The sequence below is a fragment of the Flavobacterium myungsuense genome (assembly GCF_042677265.1).
GTDB lineage: Bacteria > Bacteroidota > Bacteroidia > Flavobacteriales > Flavobacteriaceae > Flavobacterium > Flavobacterium myungsuense.
Window position 1 is genome coordinate 307,124 of record NZ_JBHTIZ010000011.1, and the last position, 20,700, is coordinate 327,823.

Sequence of the window (20,700 nt, forward strand, 5' to 3'; positions counted from 1 at the left end):
TTAAAAATTAAACTAAGTAGAAGAAAGTAAATACAAATACCCAAACTAAATCTACAAAGTGCCAATACAATCCAACTTTTTCAACCATTTCATAACTTTTTCTTTTTTCGTATGTTCCCATAAGAACATTGAAGAAGATAATAATATTAATGATTACCCCAGAAAAAACGTGAAACCCGTGAAATCCAGTTATAAAGAAAAAGAAATCAGCAAATAGCTTACTTCCATACTCGTTTCTTACAAGGTTAGCCCCTTCTACAACATAAAGTGCATTTGCTAATCTAGCTTCAGATTCTGCTCTAGTTAAAATAGTTTTATGTTTGTGTTTTGTTAATTCATGATTCACTTTAGTGTCGCTTTTTGCCGCTGCATCATCTTTATATAACACTTCAGTTCTGATAAGCAATTCTGGATGCGCTTTAAATCCTGCTTGAACTTCGGCAACTGAGTAAGAGGGCAATGTAGCTTCTTTCATAAACCAAGTTCCTTTACTTCGTTCTAATTGCGCTCTTTCTTCAGGTAAAGTAGCAGCAAAATCCTCGAGCTTTACTCTTTTGCCAGTATTATCAACAAACTGCAACAAACTTCCTCCTTTTGTTTCTACAGCACCATATTCGCCATGAATAAAGTTTTTCCATTCCCAAGCTTGTGAACCAACGAATATTAAACCTCCGATAATAGTAAGAAACATATAAAATGCTACTTTGCTTTTTTTCATTTGATGACCAGCATCAACAGCTAAAACCATTGTTACAGATGAGAATATCAAAATAAAAGTCATTAATGCTACATAATACATTGGTGCAGTAACACCATGCATAAATGGAAAGTGAGTAAACACTTCATCTGCTAATGGCCAAGTCTCAATAAATTTAAATCTAGAAAATCCGTAAGCTGCTAAAAATCCTGAAAAGGTTAAAGCATCTGATACGATAAAAAACCACATCATTAATTTGCCATAATCGGCTCCTAAGGGTTGATTTCCGCCACCCCAGGTTTTTTCTTCACTGTTTGCAGTTGTAACTGTCGCTCCCATAAAAGTTATTCGTTAAAAAGTTCCCAAATTTACATTTTTTTCTTATTTAAAGAAATATAAAAATAAAAACAAATAAACCCAAAGTAAATCTAAGAAATGCCAATACATTGTACCTAGTTCTATTCCAAGGGTTTGAGTTGAATTGTATTTTTGTTTAAAATGATTATAAATTATAATTAAAAGCGAAATTAATCCGCCAGCAAGGTGCGCTAAATGCACTACTGTTACTACATATAAAAAAGTTGTTGTAATGTTACTTGCTGTCCCGGTAAAATAATAGCCTTGTGCTACAACTTGTCCAAAACCCATAAATTGTAATAGTACAAACAAAATTCCGAGTGCTAAAGTAAGTAAAAGAAATGAAGTTGTTGCATTTCGATTGTCTTTTAGTATTGCTTTTTTAGCCAAATGAAATGTTATACTACAACTAATAATTACTGCTGTACTATAGAAAAATGCTGGCGGCATTTGAAAATCTTTCAACCAATCGAGTCTAGATTTACTTACTACAAAAGCGCTTGTTAATCCAGCAAACATCATGGTCATACTTACCATCGCTACTAATAAAAGTAGTTTATAAGATCGTTCTGTTCTTAATTTGTGTTCTTCAGGAGTCATCATAGTATCTATCATTATCGTAAAAATTTATCTAAAATGTAAACTATTTGTAGCAATGTAATATAGGAAACACTTACTAACATTAAGGTTCTTGCCGATTTTGTAGTTCTTAATTGATACAAACGAACGGCGTAAAACAACATCCACAATCCTAACAAAAGTATAGCAAAAGCAGCATAGTGTGTAATGTACAAGCTTCCTGTAAATCCTAACATAGGCAAAAGCGATGCAATTAGCAACCAAACAGTATATAAGATAGTTTGCAAAGCAGTCGATTTGTCTTTTTTTCCTGATGGCAACATAAAAAAACCTGCTTTTTCATAATCGTCGAACAAAAACCAGCCTATAGCCCAAAAATGAGGAAATTGCCAAAAAAACTGAATAAGAAATAAAGTTCCTGCTTCAATTCCAAAATTTCCAGTTGCTGCTACCCATCCTAGCATAAAAGGAATGGCTCCTGGAATAGCTCCTACAAAAACGGCTAAAGGCGTAACCGTTTTTAACGGTGTGTAAACGCTTGTGTATATAAATATAGATATGGCACCAAACATGGCCGACTTAGCATTGATGGTATACAACAAAACAATTCCAATAATCGTTAATGTACTTGCAATTAGCAACGCAGTATTTGGAGTCATTCTGCCTGAAGCAACAGGACGGTTTTTGGTTCTATCCATTAACGCATCCAGATCTTTTTCAATCACTTGATTAAAAGCATTGGATGCTCCTACCATACAGTAACCACCTACAGCCAATTTTAACAAAACAAACCAATCAATTGAATGAATATTGTAAACCCCAAGTATGTATCCTGCCAACGATGAAAAAACAACGCTTATGGCTAAACCAGCTTTGGTGATGGCTTTAAAATCAACATAAATAGATTTAAAGGAAATAGAATTGGTACTTACGTTCAATGCGGATTTCATTTTCTGTTTAAAAAACTGGTGCAAAGGTAATTTATAGTTCATGATTTAGCAAAAAAACAATTCATAAATAATTTTAAAAAAAGATTTAAACTATAACTATGAAGATCGATTGCGTTGATTATATTCTAAAAAAAAATTAAATGGTGTTTCTTGCAAAAAGAACATGAAAACTCATATAAAAAATAATGCCTAAATAAAAAATTTCTTAATAATCGAAATACCAATTAAAGATATCACTTCGTAAGCCTAAAGAAAACCAAGTGGTATCATTTTTAAATGCAGTTGCAGTTTCTTGATTAGGATTGAAATTCCTGTATATAAAACTCAAGAAAAACTTTAAATTGGTTTGAGGATTTACTAAATAACCGCCTTGAATATCAGCAATAAAAATGGAAGTTTTATTCCCTTGACCCACTTTTACATTGGTATCGGAAGGTCGTTGTTCATTATAGTTTTTATAAATATCTCCACCATAATTAAAAGTATTCTCAGTAGTATTAAAATCTAATCCTCTTGTTCCAGAAGTAATTTTGGCATCAGCAAAATACCGGTCTTTATGATAACGAGCCACAAATATAAATTCTCTAAAATTGCCTCCCCACTGATGTCCTAGACTTTGATTGCTATGTGCATAATTTGTTAAAGGGTCACTATGCGAATAAACATAAGGTCGCACATGATTCCATTCTAATTGCAGCAATAAATTTTCGACATTAAATGCATTGAAATATTTAACTCCGAGTTGATATCCAAACTTGTTTTTCCAACTTTGATTTCTAGCTTTAATATCACTCAACGAAAATTCATCTATCAGAAATTGAGCATATCCATTAATTTGATTGTTAAACTTGTATTTTGACGTCAATCCTAAAAGTGCATTTCCTGTTCTATTTGATGAAGCAAACTCTACTGATCGATAAAAAACAATTGGGTTTAGAAAACTCATTTCAAAACCTCTATTGTTAGTATTTGCCCATACTACTGATTCAAAAAAACCAATATTCCATCTCTTTGTTGCGTTCCAGCTCAAATAATGATTTGCCATATATTTATCAGTATAGGTTCTATCAATAGTTGCTTCTGTTCGAATATCTTTAATAAACATATAAGTATTCGTATATTTTATTTTCCAAAAAGTGGTGTTAATTTTAAAAAACGGAAGCGGACTTAATCCGTCAGTTGTGATTAATGAACGATAGCCGTCGCCAATAAAATTTCTTCCGTAACCCAATTGCAAATTAATAAATTTATTTGGTGTATAGGTTAGATTAGCTTCTGCTAAAGGCAAGTCGAAGGAATCGGCTTTAAATGATTTTACAATGCCTATTCCAGGAACTACGGCTGGATTTCCTCCGCTTGGTTTTATAAACCGTGAATAATCATTAAAATAATCGGCAAAACGCGCTTGACTTTCGTAAATAGTTGTAGTAAAGTTAAGTTGCTCTCCCAAACCTCCTTGGATTTGTAAAGCTCTTGTATTTATATAAGTCCTATTGGCAACACTAGGATTACTTATCCCGGTTTGTAAATCGAAAATAGGATTCATTGTAAACCAATAGCCCTCGCCTTGAATTTCGACTAGGTTTTCGTTAAATATCTTTCGACCCCACCACCCTGATTTCTTTTTTAACAACTTAGCATTAACTTCTTTTAGATTGAAATATTTAGAAACCTCGGCATAAGTAAATGGCTTAGAACTCGTATGATTATTGGCTCCTAATTGATTCATTGTCGCATCGAATTGCGCATAATAACTGTGTGAAAAAGGAATGTTTAAATGACTTTCGAACTTTGGATTCTTGAATTTATGATACACAATACTGTCGTACTCTATTAACTCTTTGTCTCTGTTTTTGTAGAAATTTTTAGAATTTATTATTTTTAAGGAATCTGCTTCGGCGGCAATTTGCGCTTGACTTTTTTGCGGAATGGCAATATTAATAGAATATTTAGAATACGTAGGCTTACCGTTAAAAGTGGGCGGTCCTATTTGAGGAAACTGTTTAAAAACTCTTTTTGATTCTTTAACCAACTCATCATCAACAGCATCAACATATTGCACATTAAATTTACCGTTCTCGTCTACTTCAAAAAGAACAATAACATTTCCTTTAAAATTACTGTTTGTTAAATTCTCAGGAACTTTAAAATTAGTATAAATAAAGTCTTGCACTTGAGTATAAAAACACGTTTCTAAGTCTTTATTGTATTGATTTTCACAACTTGAAAAAACAGGAAACTGTTCTGAGTTTTTAGTAATTACTTGAGCACTCGAAAAAATCGAATACACCAAGAAAAGAAAAATTGAAAAATATTTGTTCATATTGCAATACTAAGATAATAATTTAAATAATCATCATTGAATAGTGTGTATTGTATCTAATACCGATTATGTATTAAATATAGTCCAATAAAGATGGACTATTTTCATACTATATCGGCATTATACCATAAACTATTGGACTATTTTACAAATGTTATTGGTATAATTTCATATAATTGAATCGAGATAGAAATAATTTTCATGGCATAAAAATAAAAAAATCCCGCCTAAGCGGGAAATTTAATTTCTATTTAATTTGAATATCCTTTTTTGTAAAATAATGACCCCATAAAACTAATATAAAAACAGCCCCTAATGCCCCTGTAGTATTTGCTATTACGTCTAGCAAATCGCCTTTTCTCGTTGTTGTAAATAAACTTTGAGCAATCTCTATAAGTACTCCATAAAAAAAAGAAGCTAAAAAAACCTTTAAAACTAATGCTTTTGAGGAATTATTTCTATTTGACGACTTGTTATTAAAATACAAAAACCAAAGTATTGTAAAAACAAAATAAAAAATAAAATGCACGTATTTATCTGCCGATTTAACTCCAATACTTGGAAGTTTTTTAAAACTGGTTAAACAAAGAAAAGCGATAAGTACCGTCCAAAATTCAGCCAACCATAAATAAAAATACTTACGCACCAATAAGTTTTGCATACTCTTCACTTGAAAGTAATTCGTCATAATCTGAAACGTTTGCCACTTTCACTTTAATCATCCATCCTTTGCCATAAGGGTCAGAATTTACATCTTCAGGACTACTTTCTAATGCATCATTGAAAGCAATTATTTCTCCAGTCATTGGCAAAAATAAATCTGAAACTGTTTTTACCGCCTCAACAGTTCCGAAAACTTCATCTTTTTCTAAAGTTTGATCGAGTGTTTCAACTTCTACATAAACAATATCTCCAAGCTCCTTTTGTGCAAAATGAGTGATTCCTATTGTTGCAATTTCTCCTTCAAGAATTACCCATTCGTGGTCTTTAGTGTACTTTAAATTTGATGGTATGCTCATTGTATTATTGTTTTTATTGTTGTGTATGTTTTTACAAAGGTAATTATTAGTTAACAAAGATTATCTCATTATTTTTAATTTCCAAAGTTATATCTCAGAGTAAATCCTCCTCGAATATTTGTAATGGGAAAAGAAGTAGAAATAACTGCTTTTGAAAACGAATGATCGTAGTAAAAAATTACTGTTAAATTCTTACTAAAAGTATAATCGGCAGTTAGTCTTGCCGACCAAATATTTTGTCCACCTGAAAGTAAATTGTTGTTAAAATCTAAATATCGAACAATGGTTTGACTATTTCTGTATGAAATATCGGTTTTGATATTAATATCGCTTTTTATAACTCCTGTTGGACTATCGGCTAATCGAGATGAAAAAATCACGTCTTTAATTCGATATCCTAATCCAATGATATATTCTAATCCTCTAGTTTCAGTTAGCAAGTTATTATCGAAACTCATTGATAAAGCTCTGTCTTTTCTCATTTCGGCTAATACTTTTACAGAGTTTTTCATTTCAAAATCCAATCGAACTAGCGGATTAAATTGCTCTACTAAATTGATGTTTGAAATCAAGGTTTTATTAAATACATTCCCCCCGGAATCCGCATTTAAAGTTCCATCAGATTTGAAACCAGAAGGTGCTTTGTCATATTCGAAATTTGAACGAAACGCATTTACAGTATAGGAAGCTTTGTAGCTATTTTGAATAGAGAATCGTTTGAATTTGTCTTTGAAGAACTTGTAACGCATTAAACCGCTATATTTTATATTCCAGTTCGGAATAGGAATGTTTCTAAAAGCATCTAAAGAAACACCTGATGCTTCTTTTCCTGAATAGGCTGCTAAAAAGGAAGGTAATAATACAGACTGATTGTTTTTACCAAAACCTACAGGAAAACCGTTGTTTGCAATAATTATTTTTCTTTGCGGATTATTTGGATTACTTAGTTCTTTCTCCTCAGCATCTGGATCCTCTGGCGGAAGTGCACTGGCATCATAACGTTGTATTGCTCCTCCATAAAAATTTTGAGCCAATCGATCGGCAACTACCAATCGATTTGTTTTTAAGTCTTCGAAAGCCTCTGAAAAATTTTCATCGCTTTTGCTAAAAGCGGTTTTTAATAAAACCGTCGAAATGGAGAAATTTCCAAAACTATATGGCGATCTGGAATTGTATTGACCACTGGTTACATCGTATTGTTCAGAGAAATTATCTACGAAGGTTCTATCGGCTAATAAATCAATTTTTAAGTCGGGAAACAAATCGACATTAGCAGTAAAGTTGAGTGTTTTACTGGTGATTTGAGTGAAATTTTGATTAAAATCGGGGTAGTTGGTTAACCAACCGTTTTTTGCCGCTTCAAATCGAACATCCTCTTGTCCTCCAAAAACAAAACCTAATGAAGGTCTTGTTGACCCGAAAAATCCTAAACCTGGAGTAAATCCTGGTAATGTTGTCCCTCTGTTTTCAGTATAATTTACCTGAACATTTTTTACACTCGTTAATACACCTATTAGTCCATCTAAAAACACATTTCCTTTAGAAATAATTTGAACAGGTGTTTTGTTTACGATTTTTTCACCTGGTTTAGGAGGAGCAGCTGCTCTTGGCGTAGCTTTTTTAGATTTTTTAGTCAATCCAATGTATTTATAAAAAGAATCCATGTTGAAAGCTGTATTCAATCTATGTGAACCTGCATTTTGTATGGTATTTCCTAAATTATATTTGGTTACAACACCTAGTTCATTTTCTATTTCTAATTCAGAAAGTGCAATTGAAGCGCGTTGCCAGCTATAATCTCCTGTGTAAGAGTAAGTCGATTTTATAAAACTCAAAGCTGGAATTTTATTAATTGGCAAATCATAATTTACAACCAATTGTTGGGTACGCAAATTAGGGTCTCCCATGTTCCAATAATCAGTATATAGATTAACTGTATTTATAGGATTATTATTCTCGTCTAGATAATTTCTTACAATATTACTTGATGAAGCGGTGTAGTTTAGTCGTAACGATTTAGCTAGATTATAATTAAATCCGTATTGATAATTGAACAAAAAGTTCCTTCTATATAATGGATCTAAAGCAATACCTTCTACTTCTACTTGCCTAAACTGTTGTTTGTTGTACTGTCGTATGATATTGCTACTAAAAGAAATATTTGTTGGTAAATAATTAAAATTAAAATCACTTAATAATTTCCAATACTCACTTTTTTTCATGAATTTGGCTTTTTTAAATGGTTCAACAGGTTTTGATTGAAAAGCAAACGTATAATCAACGGTACTATTCACTTGTTGATCAATAAAACTTTCGATTTCAAAATTATGACGAACGGTTTCATTGTAAGAATGGGATAAAGTAAGATTTTCAGGGTCGTAAATATGTTGCTTTTGTTCTGGACCTCTTTCTTTTCTTACTCCTATAAAATTGATACTTTTAAGCTTAGTATAATCTATTGCTCTGTTTTCAATATTGTCTTTTTCGGCTTGATTAGGAGTTACGTCTAATAATTGCTTCAATTTTATATCTTGATTAAACGGATCATATTGCGGCGTAATGGTTTGTTCTCCAACAGCATAATTAAACGGAAGGTTGATTCCCCATTTTTTTGGCAATAATTTTCCTAAACTAAAATTAGTTACGATGTTGTACTGTTGAATGGCTTCTCTGCTTCTCTCGTTTGGTCCTTGTTCTAATGCGCCAAAACCAATGGTGCTTAATTTACCAGTGGCTGAAATAGTAGCAAAATCGGCAATATTGGTATCTATATTTAAGAGTGCTGCCATTCCGCCGTTGTTATCCATTTCGGCCAACCTCAGTTCGTTAAACCAGACTTCACCTTTTATTTCTCTTTCTATTAAATCTATTCCTGAAGGATTTTTACCACCACTTGTATTGTTTTTAACACCAACCATTAAAGTTCGAATTAATCCGAAATTAGGATTTCCTCGTACTCCGATCTTCATTTTGTTTGAACCATCTTTATAGAAAATTTCATTTGGTGCTAAAAATCCTCCTGATTTCAGAAAATCTCGTAATTTAATTTTTAATTCTGTTAATAAATCTAAAGGCAAATCAATTTCATTGCCTTCAGGCCAAATTGATTCTGGTGATGAGGCAGCGGGCGCTGTTACTTGTAATGGTATTTCTATTTGATAAAAATTATCTGTAAAATCGTTACCAAAACGAATAAAACCCATCATTTCGTTATCTTGTAGAGGAGTTGAATCTCCTTTTAGAGCTTCGGCATGCAAGAACATTTTAAGTTTCTTAAATTGACGCATGTCTACACTTACATTTTTAAAAACTGCTCTTGAATCGCCGGGTTCTAAGCCTGTTTTGTCAGTAAGTATATCAGGTTTTCCAAGCACTCTTAAAGCCAAAGATTGCTCATTTTGGTTAATAATCGTATTGTTATTAAACAATTGTTCTCTGACTACACCGGGAGGAGATACATATTTTACTGGCTCTCGCGCCCCGTTTTCTTGAATGTTTACTGATTGCACATCAAAATCAGTTTCATCGTCATCGTTTATTGCTTTATCTTCTAATGGGTCTAATGTGTTTAAATACCTTCGCCATTCTCCTCTCACTAAGTCAAGTGCTCCAAAACGAACCGTTATATCATCTTCAAAACCGGTCATAAAGATTCTCATAAATCGAATAGATCTAAAATCGGTTATAGGACCAATCTTGTTTTCAAATTGTGTTACAGGAATTTTAAACTGAATCCATCTCGCTTTTGTTGTCTCTCCAAAAGACGACCCCGGAATTGCAGCTTCAACTGGTAAAACATTAGTAACAAACTTTGTATTTCCAACATCCATTCCTGGTTTTATATCAATGCTATATTCATAATACGCATTATATCCATCCATGGTATTGTCTCTATTTATGTCTTCAATATCAGGAAGTGTGTTGCTTCCTCTGTTAGTATCAGAAATAGTAACAGGAGAGTTCCCCTGAGTTCCGTTGTAACTCTTGTAACGATCTAAAACACTTCCTTGAGCACTTAAGAAAAACTCGTAATTATCAGCAGCTGGATCTGACAAACTTGCAAAATTAGTATATACATTTCCTTCACCAATATCTGACAATCCATCTAAACCAATGTCTTGTATGGCTCTATTACCTTCATTAGTATCAAATGCATATACTAACGATTGTGATGCTGGAACTTTTCCCCAAACCGTATTATAGGTTAATTGATTGGTTCCTGCTTCTGGCAAACCGTTTTCAAATTGTTTCCTACCGTCTTTTAAAATATCTTCTGAAATAGAACCTAGATTAAAATAAATTTTTCCGGTATTTGTACTGGTATTTGGCAAATCTCCATTTCCTTCTCCGTATGGATCTAAAACCCAAAACTGAATGTACTCTACGTTTCCTAGTTCGAAATTGGTTGAGTTTAAGGCTCTCATTATTCCTCCAAAATTTTCCTTTGGATTGGGTAATAAATTGGTCTCTTTTGCTAATTCATTATTATTGTAAGGCCCTCTTTGTTTAGGGTAATAGGTTAAATCGAGTGTGCTAATTACTTGTGTCTCTCCTAAAGCAATATCAGTTACTGGTAATAATTCTCTGCTAAAAATTCTTCTAGTTTTGTTTAATGATAAATCGTCTACAGAAACACCTGTAGGCCTTTGCTGGTAGAAAATTGGATCAATACTATACCAATTCAGTTTTGCTCGTTTATCGCCGTATTTTATATCGTTTAAATCAGCTCCAAAATCGTTATAGGTACTTTCTGCATCTCTAACCGGTACTGAAGATAAACTCCAAGACTGAGGTGATCGTAAATCAATAGTGGTTTGAGACCCTTCAAAATCATCTACGTAAATAGTGGATTCTCCTTCAAATCTATCTGCCTTTGGAGAGTCTGGTTTTAAGAAAGCAACCTCACCCCTAACCGATAAATTAGAAGGTACATCAGTATCAATATTAGGCAACTTATTGATTACTCTAGTAAAAAAAGGAACTTCGGTTGAAAAATTAGTGTTTGCACCAAAAATGGTATTATTAACTGATTCTTGACCAAAACTTGATTTTTGAGTCAAAGGTCTTTCGGTCATTTTTAAAAATGAAGCACCAAGAGTAAAATTTTCAGAAAATTTATGCTCAACATTTACTCCAAAAAAACGTCTTGTTTGTTGACCAAAAACCGAATTGTTTTCTACCGAAACCTGAATTGGTGTATTTGATGCTTTAAGAGCTGGATCTAATATTTGTACTCTTCCTGCCTGATAATTTACACTATAATCTATTCCTTCTTGTAAAACTCTACCGCCTGCAGTAACCACTACCGAACCTTGGGGAACATTAAAAGCACCTATTGGAATTCCGTCTCCTCCTGTAGATTTAAACCTTCCTCTTAATTGAAATTTATTTTTATCACCATCTTCTACAGCTAAAGATTGGGTTTTTCGATATAAACTTCTGTAGACATACTTTTTCTGATTAGCATTAAAAGTGGTAGTTAAATCCTTTGGCTCATTATAATCTTCCGTTGGACTTGTTCTTAATTTATCAAATAGTAATTTTCCGAAAGGTTCTACGGTAGTAAATATTATTCTTCCGTTTTCTCTATCGACGGTAAGCCCTTGAATAAAATCAAAAAATCCATCGCCACCAGCTTGTGGATCATTGTTGAAATTTAATTTATCGAGATTAAAAACTTTAAGTAATGGAGTCTCAGCAACTTTATCTTCTGGTTTTGAAGGGTCAGGAACTGGAAAATTTGTACCTGGAACTGGAGAAATATAGTTAATTGGTGATGGGTCTGAATAAAGAATATTAAATTTAAAATCTTGTTGTTCTAATTGAAAAGCTCCAGGAATTTGATAAATGTTTTTCATCATGATGTTCCAAATTGGCTTTTCGACATTTGTTAAATTACTTTTCAGCATTTTAAGTATTAATGTCTGTGATGTGATAGATTCTGGTTGGCCAGTTGTCGGGTTAATAGCACCGGCTTGAGTGGCATCTACTCCATCGTTACCAAACTCTCCAACTTGAAAAACTTCATTACCAATCGTGTATTGATAAGCCACAGCTAAAACTTCATCGTTTGCCAAACGTTGTTGTAACGATATGTATCCTAACTGAGTATGAAATGTATATTCGTTTGGAGTCAGTTTTCGAGCATTTTCTAATTTTGAATAATCCTGACCTTCAATTGGAACATTATTAAATCCTGCATTTGAAGTTGCAATATCACGAATACCGGAATTTAACAAACCTCCACCAGTGGTAATTAATCCTGGGTCATATAGATTGTTTTTATTGTCTACTGGTTTATTATTTTCACTATCAACGATTGCATTGGGTAAATTTGTAAAAAATCCTGTTGGTACTGGATCTAAAGACACTATATCTATATTAGTAAGTCCTGCTAATTGTCCTTCTCCTAAATCTTGTAAAGCAATAATATTTCTCAAGTTATTATTGTTTGTACTTACACGATTTTGACGATTGGTAATCCAAACTTCTAATCTGGTAATTTGTACTCTGCTATTTATAAAGGGATAATTTTTTAATGATGAATCGTATTTGTTTCTAAAATATTGCGATAAAAAAAAGTGCCTATCGGCGTCATAATCTAAACCAAACAAATCAAATTCTTGAATGGTTCCTCCGCCTTGAGCAGTAACGGTTCTGGTTTGCGATTTTTGTTCAGAAAATATCCCTGTAACAGTAGTTTTGCCAAATTGCAATTGCGCTTTTACCCCAAACAAACTTTGAGCACCTCGAATTAATGAACTATTTAAAGGTAAACTCACATTACCAACTTCAATTTTTTGTATAATATCGTCTTCAGTTGGGGTATATTCTAACTTAATTAAATTTTGAAAAGCAAAAGTAGATTGGGTGTCGTAATTAGCATTTACATTTAATCGTGTTCCTACTTTTCCTGTCAAACTCATGCTGATTCTTTGTGCAAAATCAAAATTAGTAACCGATCTATTTCTGGGCGAAAAAGCTGGATTGTCTTGTTTAGAATGACGAAAACCTAAATCGACCTCAACAGAACCTGTCGGTTTTACATCGATAGTGTTGCTGCCAAAAATAGATTCGAAAAAACTTGAATTGACATAATATCTTGGCAGTAAATCTTTTTTTGCCTCTTCACTACCTTCTTTTTTCCCATCGATTGCATCAGATTTCTTTTTGAAATAATTTCGCATCGATTCCCTTAAAACCAGTTGCTCGTATTCTTTTGGAGTTAGGATTATGGGGTAATTAATATTAAAGCCATCTACACTATTGGTATAAATGTACCTGTCAGTAACAGGATCATAAGTGTAGGCTTCAATAATACTAGGAGGGTTTTTAAGTTCTAATCCTCCTTTTGTATATCCTTTTACGATAGTGTCTTGAATAGGCTCAGTTTCTTGAGCATTTGTATCAATACTAAAAGCTAAAAATAGTATGTAAATACTAATTCTTGAAATAAATAAAAAAAAATTTAAATAGTATGTTTTCAAGTATTATAAATTTTTTAAAGCTTGTTTTATTATTGATTCAACGGTGGTTTCAGAATCTAAATTGACAATTTTATCGACTACTTTTTCTGCTAATTTTTTGTTAAAACCTAAAACCTCTAGAGCACATAACGCTTCTTCCTTATTTGTATTGTTTTGAAACATGGAAACTTCATCAATATCATATAGTTTTAACACTTTATCTTTTAAATCTAATATGGCTCTTTGTGCGGTCTTCATTCCAATTCCTTTGATGGACTGGATGGTTGATACGTCTCCAACTGCCAAGGCTTGAATAATTTGTTTGGGATCAAGTGAAGACAACATCGTTCTGGCAATACTGGCTCCTATACCAGAAACAGACAATAACATCTTAAAAATTTCTCGTTCTGACTTTTCTACAAACCCAAATAAAGTATGAGAATCCTCTTTTATTTGTAAATAAGTAAATAATTTTATGGTATCTGTCTGAGGTATTAATGAATATGTATGTAAAGAAATATTCACATGATAACCAACACCGCCACAGTCTATAATGACTTCAGTTGGTGTTTTTTCTATTAATTTTCCTTGTAAATGTGCTATCATTATATATTTGTGCAATCAAATTTAACAAAAATTTTTAACTGCAATTATTTTGTGAAATTAGGTTTTAAAATTTTATTTCAAAATCTTTAAGCCGACTCATTTTTTCTTGAGCATCAACAACTGCTACCGCAGCCATATTTACCATTTCTTCAACACTTGCCCCTAACTGAAAAATATGAACTGGCTTTTCCATTCCTAACATTATTGGGCCAATGGAATCAACTTTATACAACTCTTTTAATAATTTGTAAGTAATATTTGCTGATTCTAAATTAGGAAAAATTAAGGTATTTACTTTTTTATCTGCTAATTTAGAAAAAGGGAATTTTGCCTTTAACATATCTGAATTCAAAGCAAAATCAGCTTGAATCTCTCCGTCAACAACTAGGTCTGGAAAAAATTTATGCAAGTAGGCAACTGCTTCTCTCACTTTTGAGGTGCTTTCATTATCAGAAGATCCAAAATTAGAATAGGAAACCATTCCAATTACAGGTTCCATTCCAAACATTCTAACGGTGTTAGCGGTCATCAAAGCAATTTTTGCCAAGTCATCAGCAGAAGGATTTGGATTGATGGCTGTATCTGACAAGAACATTGGGCCACGATTGGTCATCATCATGTTTGCAGTTGCAAAAATAGTTATGCCTGGTGCTTTACTTATTAACTGCATCATCGGCTTTACTACCGAAGGATAACTTCTAGAATATCCTGTGACTAATGCATCCGCTTCTCCTTCATTTACCATCATCGCGCCAAAATAATTTCGTTCGCGCATCCACTTTTCTGCGTCTAATAATGAAATTCCTTTGCGCTGTCTCGATTTCCAAAAAATTTCAGCAAAATGCAATCTTCTTTTATCTTCTTCTTTATTTTTAGGATCATAAATAGGAACCTCAACATCAAAACCCAATTCTTTTTTTAGTTCTAAAATGATTTCTTTGTTTCCTAACAAAATAGGGAATCCTATTCTTTCTTCTAAAACAATCTGTGCCGCTTTAAGTACATCAAGATGATCGGCTTCTGCAAAAATAATGCGTTTTGGATCGTTCTTAGCTCTATTGGTCAAAAGACGCACCATTTTATTATCAGAGCCTAAACGGTCTAACAATTGTTCTTCATACAAATTCCAATCTTCGATAGGTTGAAGTGCCACACCAGATTCCATTGCCGCCTTAGCCACAGCAGGCGCCACTTTAGTTATTAATCTTGGATCAAATGGCTTGGGAATAATATAATCGCGGCCAAAAACAAGTTTAGTTTCTCCATAAGCAATATTTACTTGCTCTGGCACACTTTCTTTAGCTAAAGCGGCAAGGGCTCGAACCGCAGCCATTTTCATAGCTTCGTTAATTTTTGTTGCACGAACATCTAATGCTCCGCGAAAAATATACGGAAAACCAAGTACATTATTTACCTGATTAGGATGATCTGATCGCCCTGTTGCCATAATAATATCTTTTCGAGTAGCTATAGCTAAATCGTAAGCTATTTCAGGATCAGGATTTGCCATTGCAAAAACAATAGGATTGTTAGCCATTCCCAATAACATTTGTGGTGTCATGATGTCTCCTGAAGATAATCCTAGAAAAATATCAGCTCCTTTTAAGGCTTCTTCTAGAGTTATTGCTTCAATATCTTGAGCATACTTTTGTTGTAAATTAGATAATGAAGGGTTGTTTTTTGTTAACAGTCCTTTGCTATTGAACATAAATATATTCTCCTCTTTTACACCCAATAACACATATAAATCGGCACAAGCTAGTGCTGCAGAACCCGCTCCTGAAACCACCATCTTTACATCTTCAGCTTTTTTATTGGCTAATTCTAAAGCATTTATTAATGCCGCCGAAGATATAATTGCAGTACCGTGCTGATCATCGTGCATGACTGGAATATTTAATTCGGCTACCAAACGTCTTTCTATTTCAAACGATTCAGGTGCTTTTATGTCTTCTAAATTGATTCCTCCAAAAGTTGGCGCAATATTTTTTACCGTTTGTATGAATTCTTCTACATCTTTAGTTCCAATTTCGATATCAAAAACATCAATATCAGAAAAAATCTTGAACAATAACGCTTTTCCTTCCATTACTGGTTTCGAAGCTTCAGGACCTATATCGCCTAATCCTAATACAGCAGTTCCATTGGTTATAACAGCAACTAAATTCCCTTTTGCCGTATATTTATAAACGTCGTTTACATCATTTGCTATTTCTAAACAAGGTTCAGCCACACCTGGCGAATAGGCTAATGACAAATCTCTTTGTGTAGCATATTTTTTGGTAGGTACAACTTGTATTTTTCCCGGTGTAGGTTTGGCGTGATATTGTAAGGCTTCTAATCTTTTGCTGTTCTTATCCATTAGAATAATTTTATGTTTCGACCTACAAAGGTAAAAGTCTAGATGTAAAAAGGAAATTTTTAAGGAGATAGTTTTGCAAAGTTTTCATATATTGTTTACTGATTTAAAATATAAATGTTAATATATTCAAACAACAACTCTAACATTCTTTACTATGATAGGCAAACTATTCATTATAACAAAAGAACATAAAAAACAAAAAAGCCCTTCATTTAGAAAGGCTCTTTGATGCTATGAAAAAAAACTTTTCGTTTTATTATTGCTTAATTAATTTAAAAGATTTAATACTATTATTTTCATTGACAACTTTTACTAAATAGATTCCTTTTATTAATTCACCAATTTCAAATTGATTGTCTTTTAAATTTTTTGCAAATGTTTTTACTAGTTGACCTGTAACGGAAAAGATTTGAACTTTATTTACATTAGTATTTAATGTAAAATATTTTGATGTTGGGTTTGGATGCAATTGAATTTGAGTTGAAGCATCAAAATTAGTTCTTGATAACGTTGAAGGTTTGTTGCCAAACATTCTGAAACCTCCAGATTCAATAGTAATCTTATCAGTTGTCGTTACAACTTCAAAAGATGAATTGTCCATTAAATTGTACCAAGTCCCTACATAAGGGAAATTTCCTGTAATGTTTTGAGATGTTGTACTAAAATTAGACAAAATTACTACGTTCTTAATTGTGTTTGCTTCAGTAATTGAGTTGTCAAAAATATAAATAGAGGGAGTAAAATTGCCTGAGTTTAAAGTAACACTACCATTAAATACAGGTTCGTTAATTTTCAATGCATTAATTCTAGCATAAGTATCATATAATGCTTTTCTTTCAGGAACAGCCATCCAATTTTCAGTCCATTGTTTAACATGTTTCGTGTATAGTTTACAATCGCCTGGCCTAGTGTTCGATTCATCGTTAACCGAGCCGTCGGGACAAGTATATATAGATGAATCCCAACCCAATTCAGCAAATTGCCATAGCATTTTAGGTCCCGGAATTGGTGTAGAAATTGCTGCAATAGAAGCCATTCTTTTTAAGGCTCCATTTAGTGATTTTATTTCTGCTGATGCCCCGTATTGACGCGCTTGAAACATGAGTCGGTCTTTATCATGGCTTTCAGGGTAGCCTATTACACGTCTGCCTGTAAAACCTTTACTAGTATTTAGCATTCCTGAAATGTTTTTATTTCCACCATTGCCTTCTATTAATTGTGTATAAGGAGCAAATTGCTCACTCCACATCATTACCCCTTTGCCTTCAGCAATTTTATAATTTGCCCATTGTTGTTCTTCGTTTGAAGCACCTAAATGTTCAAATATTGCATAATGGTTAGGGTCTAACTCCCAAGAATAATCTACATATTTTTTCAATACATCAACCCTGTCTTGTTGATACCTATTTGTACAATTTTGATCGCTGGGAGTACAATTTTGTGTAACTCCCTTTGTTAAATCCCATCGAAATCCATCAATCTTAAACTCGTTAATCCATTGTTTTTGAATCCTATTCATATAATATTGAGTCAATGGACTTTGGTGATTCAAATCGGTTCCAACACTGTAGGAATGCTTTGCTATTTGATTGGTATAAGGGTTTTCACTCGTTACACCGTTAGACCATCCATCATTATCAGTATCTGTCATCCACATTCGTTCTATTGGCGAACGACCAAACACATGGTTTGGAACTACATCTAAAATTACTGCAATTCCGTTTTGATGACATAAATCGATTAACTCTTTTAACTTAGCGGGAGGACCATATCGTTTATCTAAAGCCAAATGATAGGATGTGTTATAGCCCCAACTTTCGTTACCTTCAAACTCCATCACTGGCATTAACTGAATAGCGTTTATGTTAAGCCCTTTTAAATATTCTATTCTATCTATTAAATCTTGATAGGTTTTGTTCACATCAAAATCTCGAACTAGAGCCTCATAAATAATTAACTTCTCCTTAGCTGGTTTAACAAATGGCGCAAATGAATTCGTCCAAGTGTAACTTCTAAAAGTATTGGTTCCTGTTTGAACAACGGTTACATCTCTATCTTGCCCAGCAGGATAATCAGGTAAATTAGGATACACTCCCAAAGCTTTAATTTCAGGATCATCATAATTATTTAAAACTAATGTAGAAAAAGGATCTGCAGTTTTTACTAAAGATGGCGAATTGACTGGGCGATTGGTGTTGTCTACCACCCAATATTGAAAAGTATAAACTTGTTCAGGTGTTAATTCATTTATGGTTATCCAAAATTTTCCTGTAACAGGGTCTTTTTTCATGAGATAATTAGCCGTTGGGTTCCAATTATTAAAACTACCAGCTATATAAACAAAATCTTTTAATGGTGCATTTAGTACTAACGTTACTTTTGTGTCATCACTTGAATAGTTTACTCCGTCTTCTGTATTTAGAGGCTGATTTTCAAGTTCAGGAGTTGCATTTATTATAACGCTAAATTTCTTCACAACTACTTTAGTACCTTGAGAAATGGTTAGCGAGTAAAAGGTATTTTCAGTAAGGTTTGTTAATGGAAAAGAATAACTCGAAACATCATTGCTAGAGTTAATTTCTGTTCCATTGGCTTTTAAAACATAATTAGCATTTCCTCCTGTATTAGAGGCTTCAACTGTAAAACCAGTCCCACTATCGATAATTTGGTTCGTATTTGCAACTGTTGGTGAAACTAAATCAACTTGAAAAGCACCAACGTTAAATAAAAAATCAATTGACTTAGCTGAGCCATTTAAGGTTTTAGCTAAAACACCAATTTTTGCGATTCCAGTAGTATTGTAATACACTGATGGGGTATAAGTAAACGCATACGTACTACTGCCTGTTTGTATTAACTTACTAGAGGCTGAAGACGAGGTCCAAGCACCATTATTAGGTGTGCCGATATTTGCTCCATTAGCATCTTGAGCCCAAGCCCATAAGTACAAATCAGTGGTTACCGGATTGGTAAGTTTAAAGCTAATGGTTACTTGTTGATTTTCTTCAAACAAAACGGGATTAACAGTTGCTACCGCAGTGGTGACCTGAGCAAAACCGAAAAAATCAGTTAGGAGAAAACAAGATAACAATATGATTTTTTTCATAACTTAAAAGTTTTTAAGATAAAAAAGGGCTATAAAAAATAGCCCTTTTCTAAAAGATTTTAGTAATACCTATTCTACCAATTCTAGTTTATAGGTATAGGCTCTTGGTTTACTTACATCCAAAGTGATTTTGTATTTTTGTTTTGTACCGTCATTATCACCTGCTAATTTGATACCTCCATCTGTTCCTGTAACATTAGTGAGGGATGGACCTACTAATCCTAAAGTAGTAACTAATTTACTTGTTCCTGGAGGAATGTTTTTAGGTTCATTCCCTGCTAATTCTCCAGTCCAATCATTAGATCTAAATCTTAAAAGACGACCTTTAAATAAGTCTATAGTAATAGTCCAAATATTAGAATTGTTTCCAGCCATAGGTACTACAGCTGCTGGAGGTAACTTAACCGCGGTCCCGAAAACGCCAAAAGTTTTATAAAACTGTGTCGTATATTTTAACCCTCCGGGTGTTAAATCTGCTGTAATATAATAATTTCCGGCAGTAGGAATATTTATATTTGCTCCTCCACCTTCAACAAGCACTCTATCAGCACCCGCTCCATAAAGTAATGCTCCTGTAAAATCCCCACAGCCGTCTGGTTTATAAAACTTATAATCACCAGGTTCTAAATACATATATCCTTCAAAATCATTTATATTTTGAGAACCAGAAGAAATAACTTTTGGCGCACTTAATGGTAAACTTCCCTCTTTTACAAAAGCTAATGTTTTTGGCAGTAAAGAATAACCTGTTACAGTAATCATAATAGGTGATGACTTTTGAATGAGTTGATTACCAGGTACGTTTCCAAGAACCGACTCTATCGTTATTTCAACATTCATAGGACTACATTTAAATGTTAATAGTCTGCTTAATAAATTATTAAATTGTTTAATTGTTAAAGTGCTATCTGTTACGGTTCTTGATATTACAGACTTCACTAAACGGTCAGGATCATCTCTTTTAGGATCATCTCTATCTTTAACAATTATGTTGTATACCAAACCTGTTGTTCCTGTGTTTCCTGTCGGAACGCCATAATCAGCCCTGTCCCATTCTAAATCAATAAAAGTTTGACTATCATTTTCCTGCAACAAAACACTTGGCGGTGCAGATTCAGAAACATCACGCAGCTCAAATCCATTCAATACAGCCACGGGCTCTTTATCATTTGTACAGGATACAAAGGATACGAGTAAAAAAGCAAAAAATGTTGTTTTTAAAATATTTTTCATTT

Annotated in this window: 11 protein-coding genes; all 11 read right to left on the reverse strand. The window is 33.1% G+C overall.

The genetic code is table 11. The annotated features are described in order from the left end of the window. Nucleotides 1-7: 7 nt before the first annotated feature. On the reverse strand, nt 8-1,036 hold the full coding sequence (locus tag ACFQ0S_RS04975) for a cytochrome c oxidase subunit 3 (protein ID WP_379754721.1): 1,029 nt from the start codon (nt 1,034-1,036) through the stop codon (nt 8-10). A gap of 42 nt (nt 1,037-1,078) precedes the next feature. Further along, on the reverse strand, nt 1,079-1,669 hold the full coding sequence (locus ACFQ0S_RS04980) for a cytochrome c oxidase subunit 3 (protein ID WP_379754724.1): 591 nt from the start codon (nt 1,667-1,669) through the stop codon (nt 1,079-1,081). After that, the gene (gene cyoE / locus ACFQ0S_RS04985) at nt 1,669-2,583 is read right to left on the reverse strand and encodes a heme o synthase (RefSeq protein WP_379754795.1); all 915 of its coding nucleotides are present in this window, start codon (nt 2,581-2,583) and stop codon (nt 1,669-1,671) included. Before cyoE ends, ACFQ0S_RS04980 begins: the two co-directional genes overlap by 1 nt. A 205-nt stretch (nt 2,584-2,788) precedes the next feature. After that, entirely contained in the window at nt 2,789-4,906 is a 2,118-nt protein-coding gene (locus tag ACFQ0S_RS04990) for a gliding motility protein RemB (protein ID WP_379754727.1), read from the reverse strand. 247 nt (nt 4,907-5,153) lie between these two features. After that, the gene (locus tag ACFQ0S_RS04995) at nt 5,154-5,594 is read right to left on the reverse strand and encodes a VanZ family protein (RefSeq protein ID WP_379754730.1); all 441 of its coding nucleotides are present in this window, start codon (nt 5,592-5,594) and stop codon (nt 5,154-5,156) included. After that, nucleotides 5,545-5,925 carry a glycine cleavage system protein GcvH gene (gene gcvH / locus ACFQ0S_RS05000; RefSeq protein WP_379754733.1) on the reverse strand — a complete coding sequence of 127 codons (381 nt, stop codon included), beginning with the start codon at nt 5,923-5,925 and terminating at the stop codon, nt 5,545-5,547. Before gcvH ends, ACFQ0S_RS04995 begins: the two co-directional genes overlap by 50 nt. 74 nt (nt 5,926-5,999) lie before the next feature. Beyond that, nucleotides 6,000-13,379, reverse strand: coding sequence for a T9SS outer membrane translocon Sov/SprA (gene sov, locus ACFQ0S_RS05005; protein ID WP_379754798.1), 7,380 nt, complete (start codon nt 13,377-13,379; stop codon nt 6,000-6,002). A 36-nt stretch (nt 13,380-13,415) separates the two neighbouring features. Further along, a complete protein-coding gene (gene ruvA / locus ACFQ0S_RS05010; protein ID WP_379754736.1) occupies nt 13,416-13,997 on the reverse strand; it encodes a Holliday junction branch migration protein RuvA in 582 nt (193 codons plus the stop codon). Nucleotides 13,998-14,061: 64 nt separating this feature from the next. Continuing rightward, nucleotides 14,062-16,359, reverse strand: coding sequence for an NADP-dependent malic enzyme (locus tag ACFQ0S_RS05015; RefSeq protein WP_379754739.1), 2,298 nt, complete (start codon nt 16,357-16,359; stop codon nt 14,062-14,064). Nucleotides 16,360-16,615: 256 nt separating this feature from the next. Then, complete coding sequence (locus ACFQ0S_RS05020) at nt 16,616-19,465, reverse strand: alpha-amylase family glycosyl hydrolase (protein WP_379754742.1); 2,850 nt, start codon at nt 19,463-19,465, stop codon at nt 16,616-16,618. 69 nt (nt 19,466-19,534) lie between these two features. Further along, nucleotides 19,535-20,698 (reverse strand): hypothetical protein, encoded by a 1,164-nt coding sequence (locus ACFQ0S_RS05025; RefSeq protein WP_379754745.1) that lies wholly within the window; start codon nt 20,696-20,698, stop codon nt 19,535-19,537. Between the last annotated feature and the right edge of the window lie 2 nt (nt 20,699-20,700).

Coding starts and splice junctions, on each gene's coding strand:
- ACFQ0S_RS05025 (WP_379754745.1), bottom strand. CDS start 20,698: ATGAAAAATATTTTAAAAACAACATTTTTTGCTTTTTTACTCGTATCC.
- ACFQ0S_RS04995 (WP_379754730.1), bottom strand. CDS start 5,594: ATGACGAATTACTTTCAAGTGAAGAGTATGCAAAACTTATTGGTGCGT.
- ACFQ0S_RS05020 (WP_379754742.1), bottom strand. CDS start 19,465: ATGAAAAAAATCATATTGTTATCTTGTTTTCTCCTAACTGATTTTTTC.
- cyoE (WP_379754795.1), bottom strand. CDS start 2,583: ATGAAATCCGCATTGAACGTAAGTACCAATTCTATTTCCTTTAAATCT.
- ruvA (WP_379754736.1), bottom strand. CDS start 13,997: ATGATAGCACATTTACAAGGAAAATTAATAGAAAAAACACCAACTGAA.
- ACFQ0S_RS05015 (WP_379754739.1), bottom strand. CDS start 16,359: ATGGATAAGAACAGCAAAAGATTAGAAGCCTTACAATATCACGCCAAA.
- gcvH (WP_379754733.1), bottom strand. CDS start 5,925: ATGAGCATACCATCAAATTTAAAGTACACTAAAGACCACGAATGGGTA.
- ACFQ0S_RS04980 (WP_379754724.1), bottom strand. CDS start 1,669: ATGATAGATACTATGATGACTCCTGAAGAACACAAATTAAGAACAGAA.
- ACFQ0S_RS04990 (WP_379754727.1), bottom strand. CDS start 4,906: ATGAACAAATATTTTTCAATTTTTCTTTTCTTGGTGTATTCGATTTTT.
- ACFQ0S_RS04975 (WP_379754721.1), bottom strand. CDS start 1,036: ATGGGAGCGACAGTTACAACTGCAAACAGTGAAGAAAAAACCTGGGGT.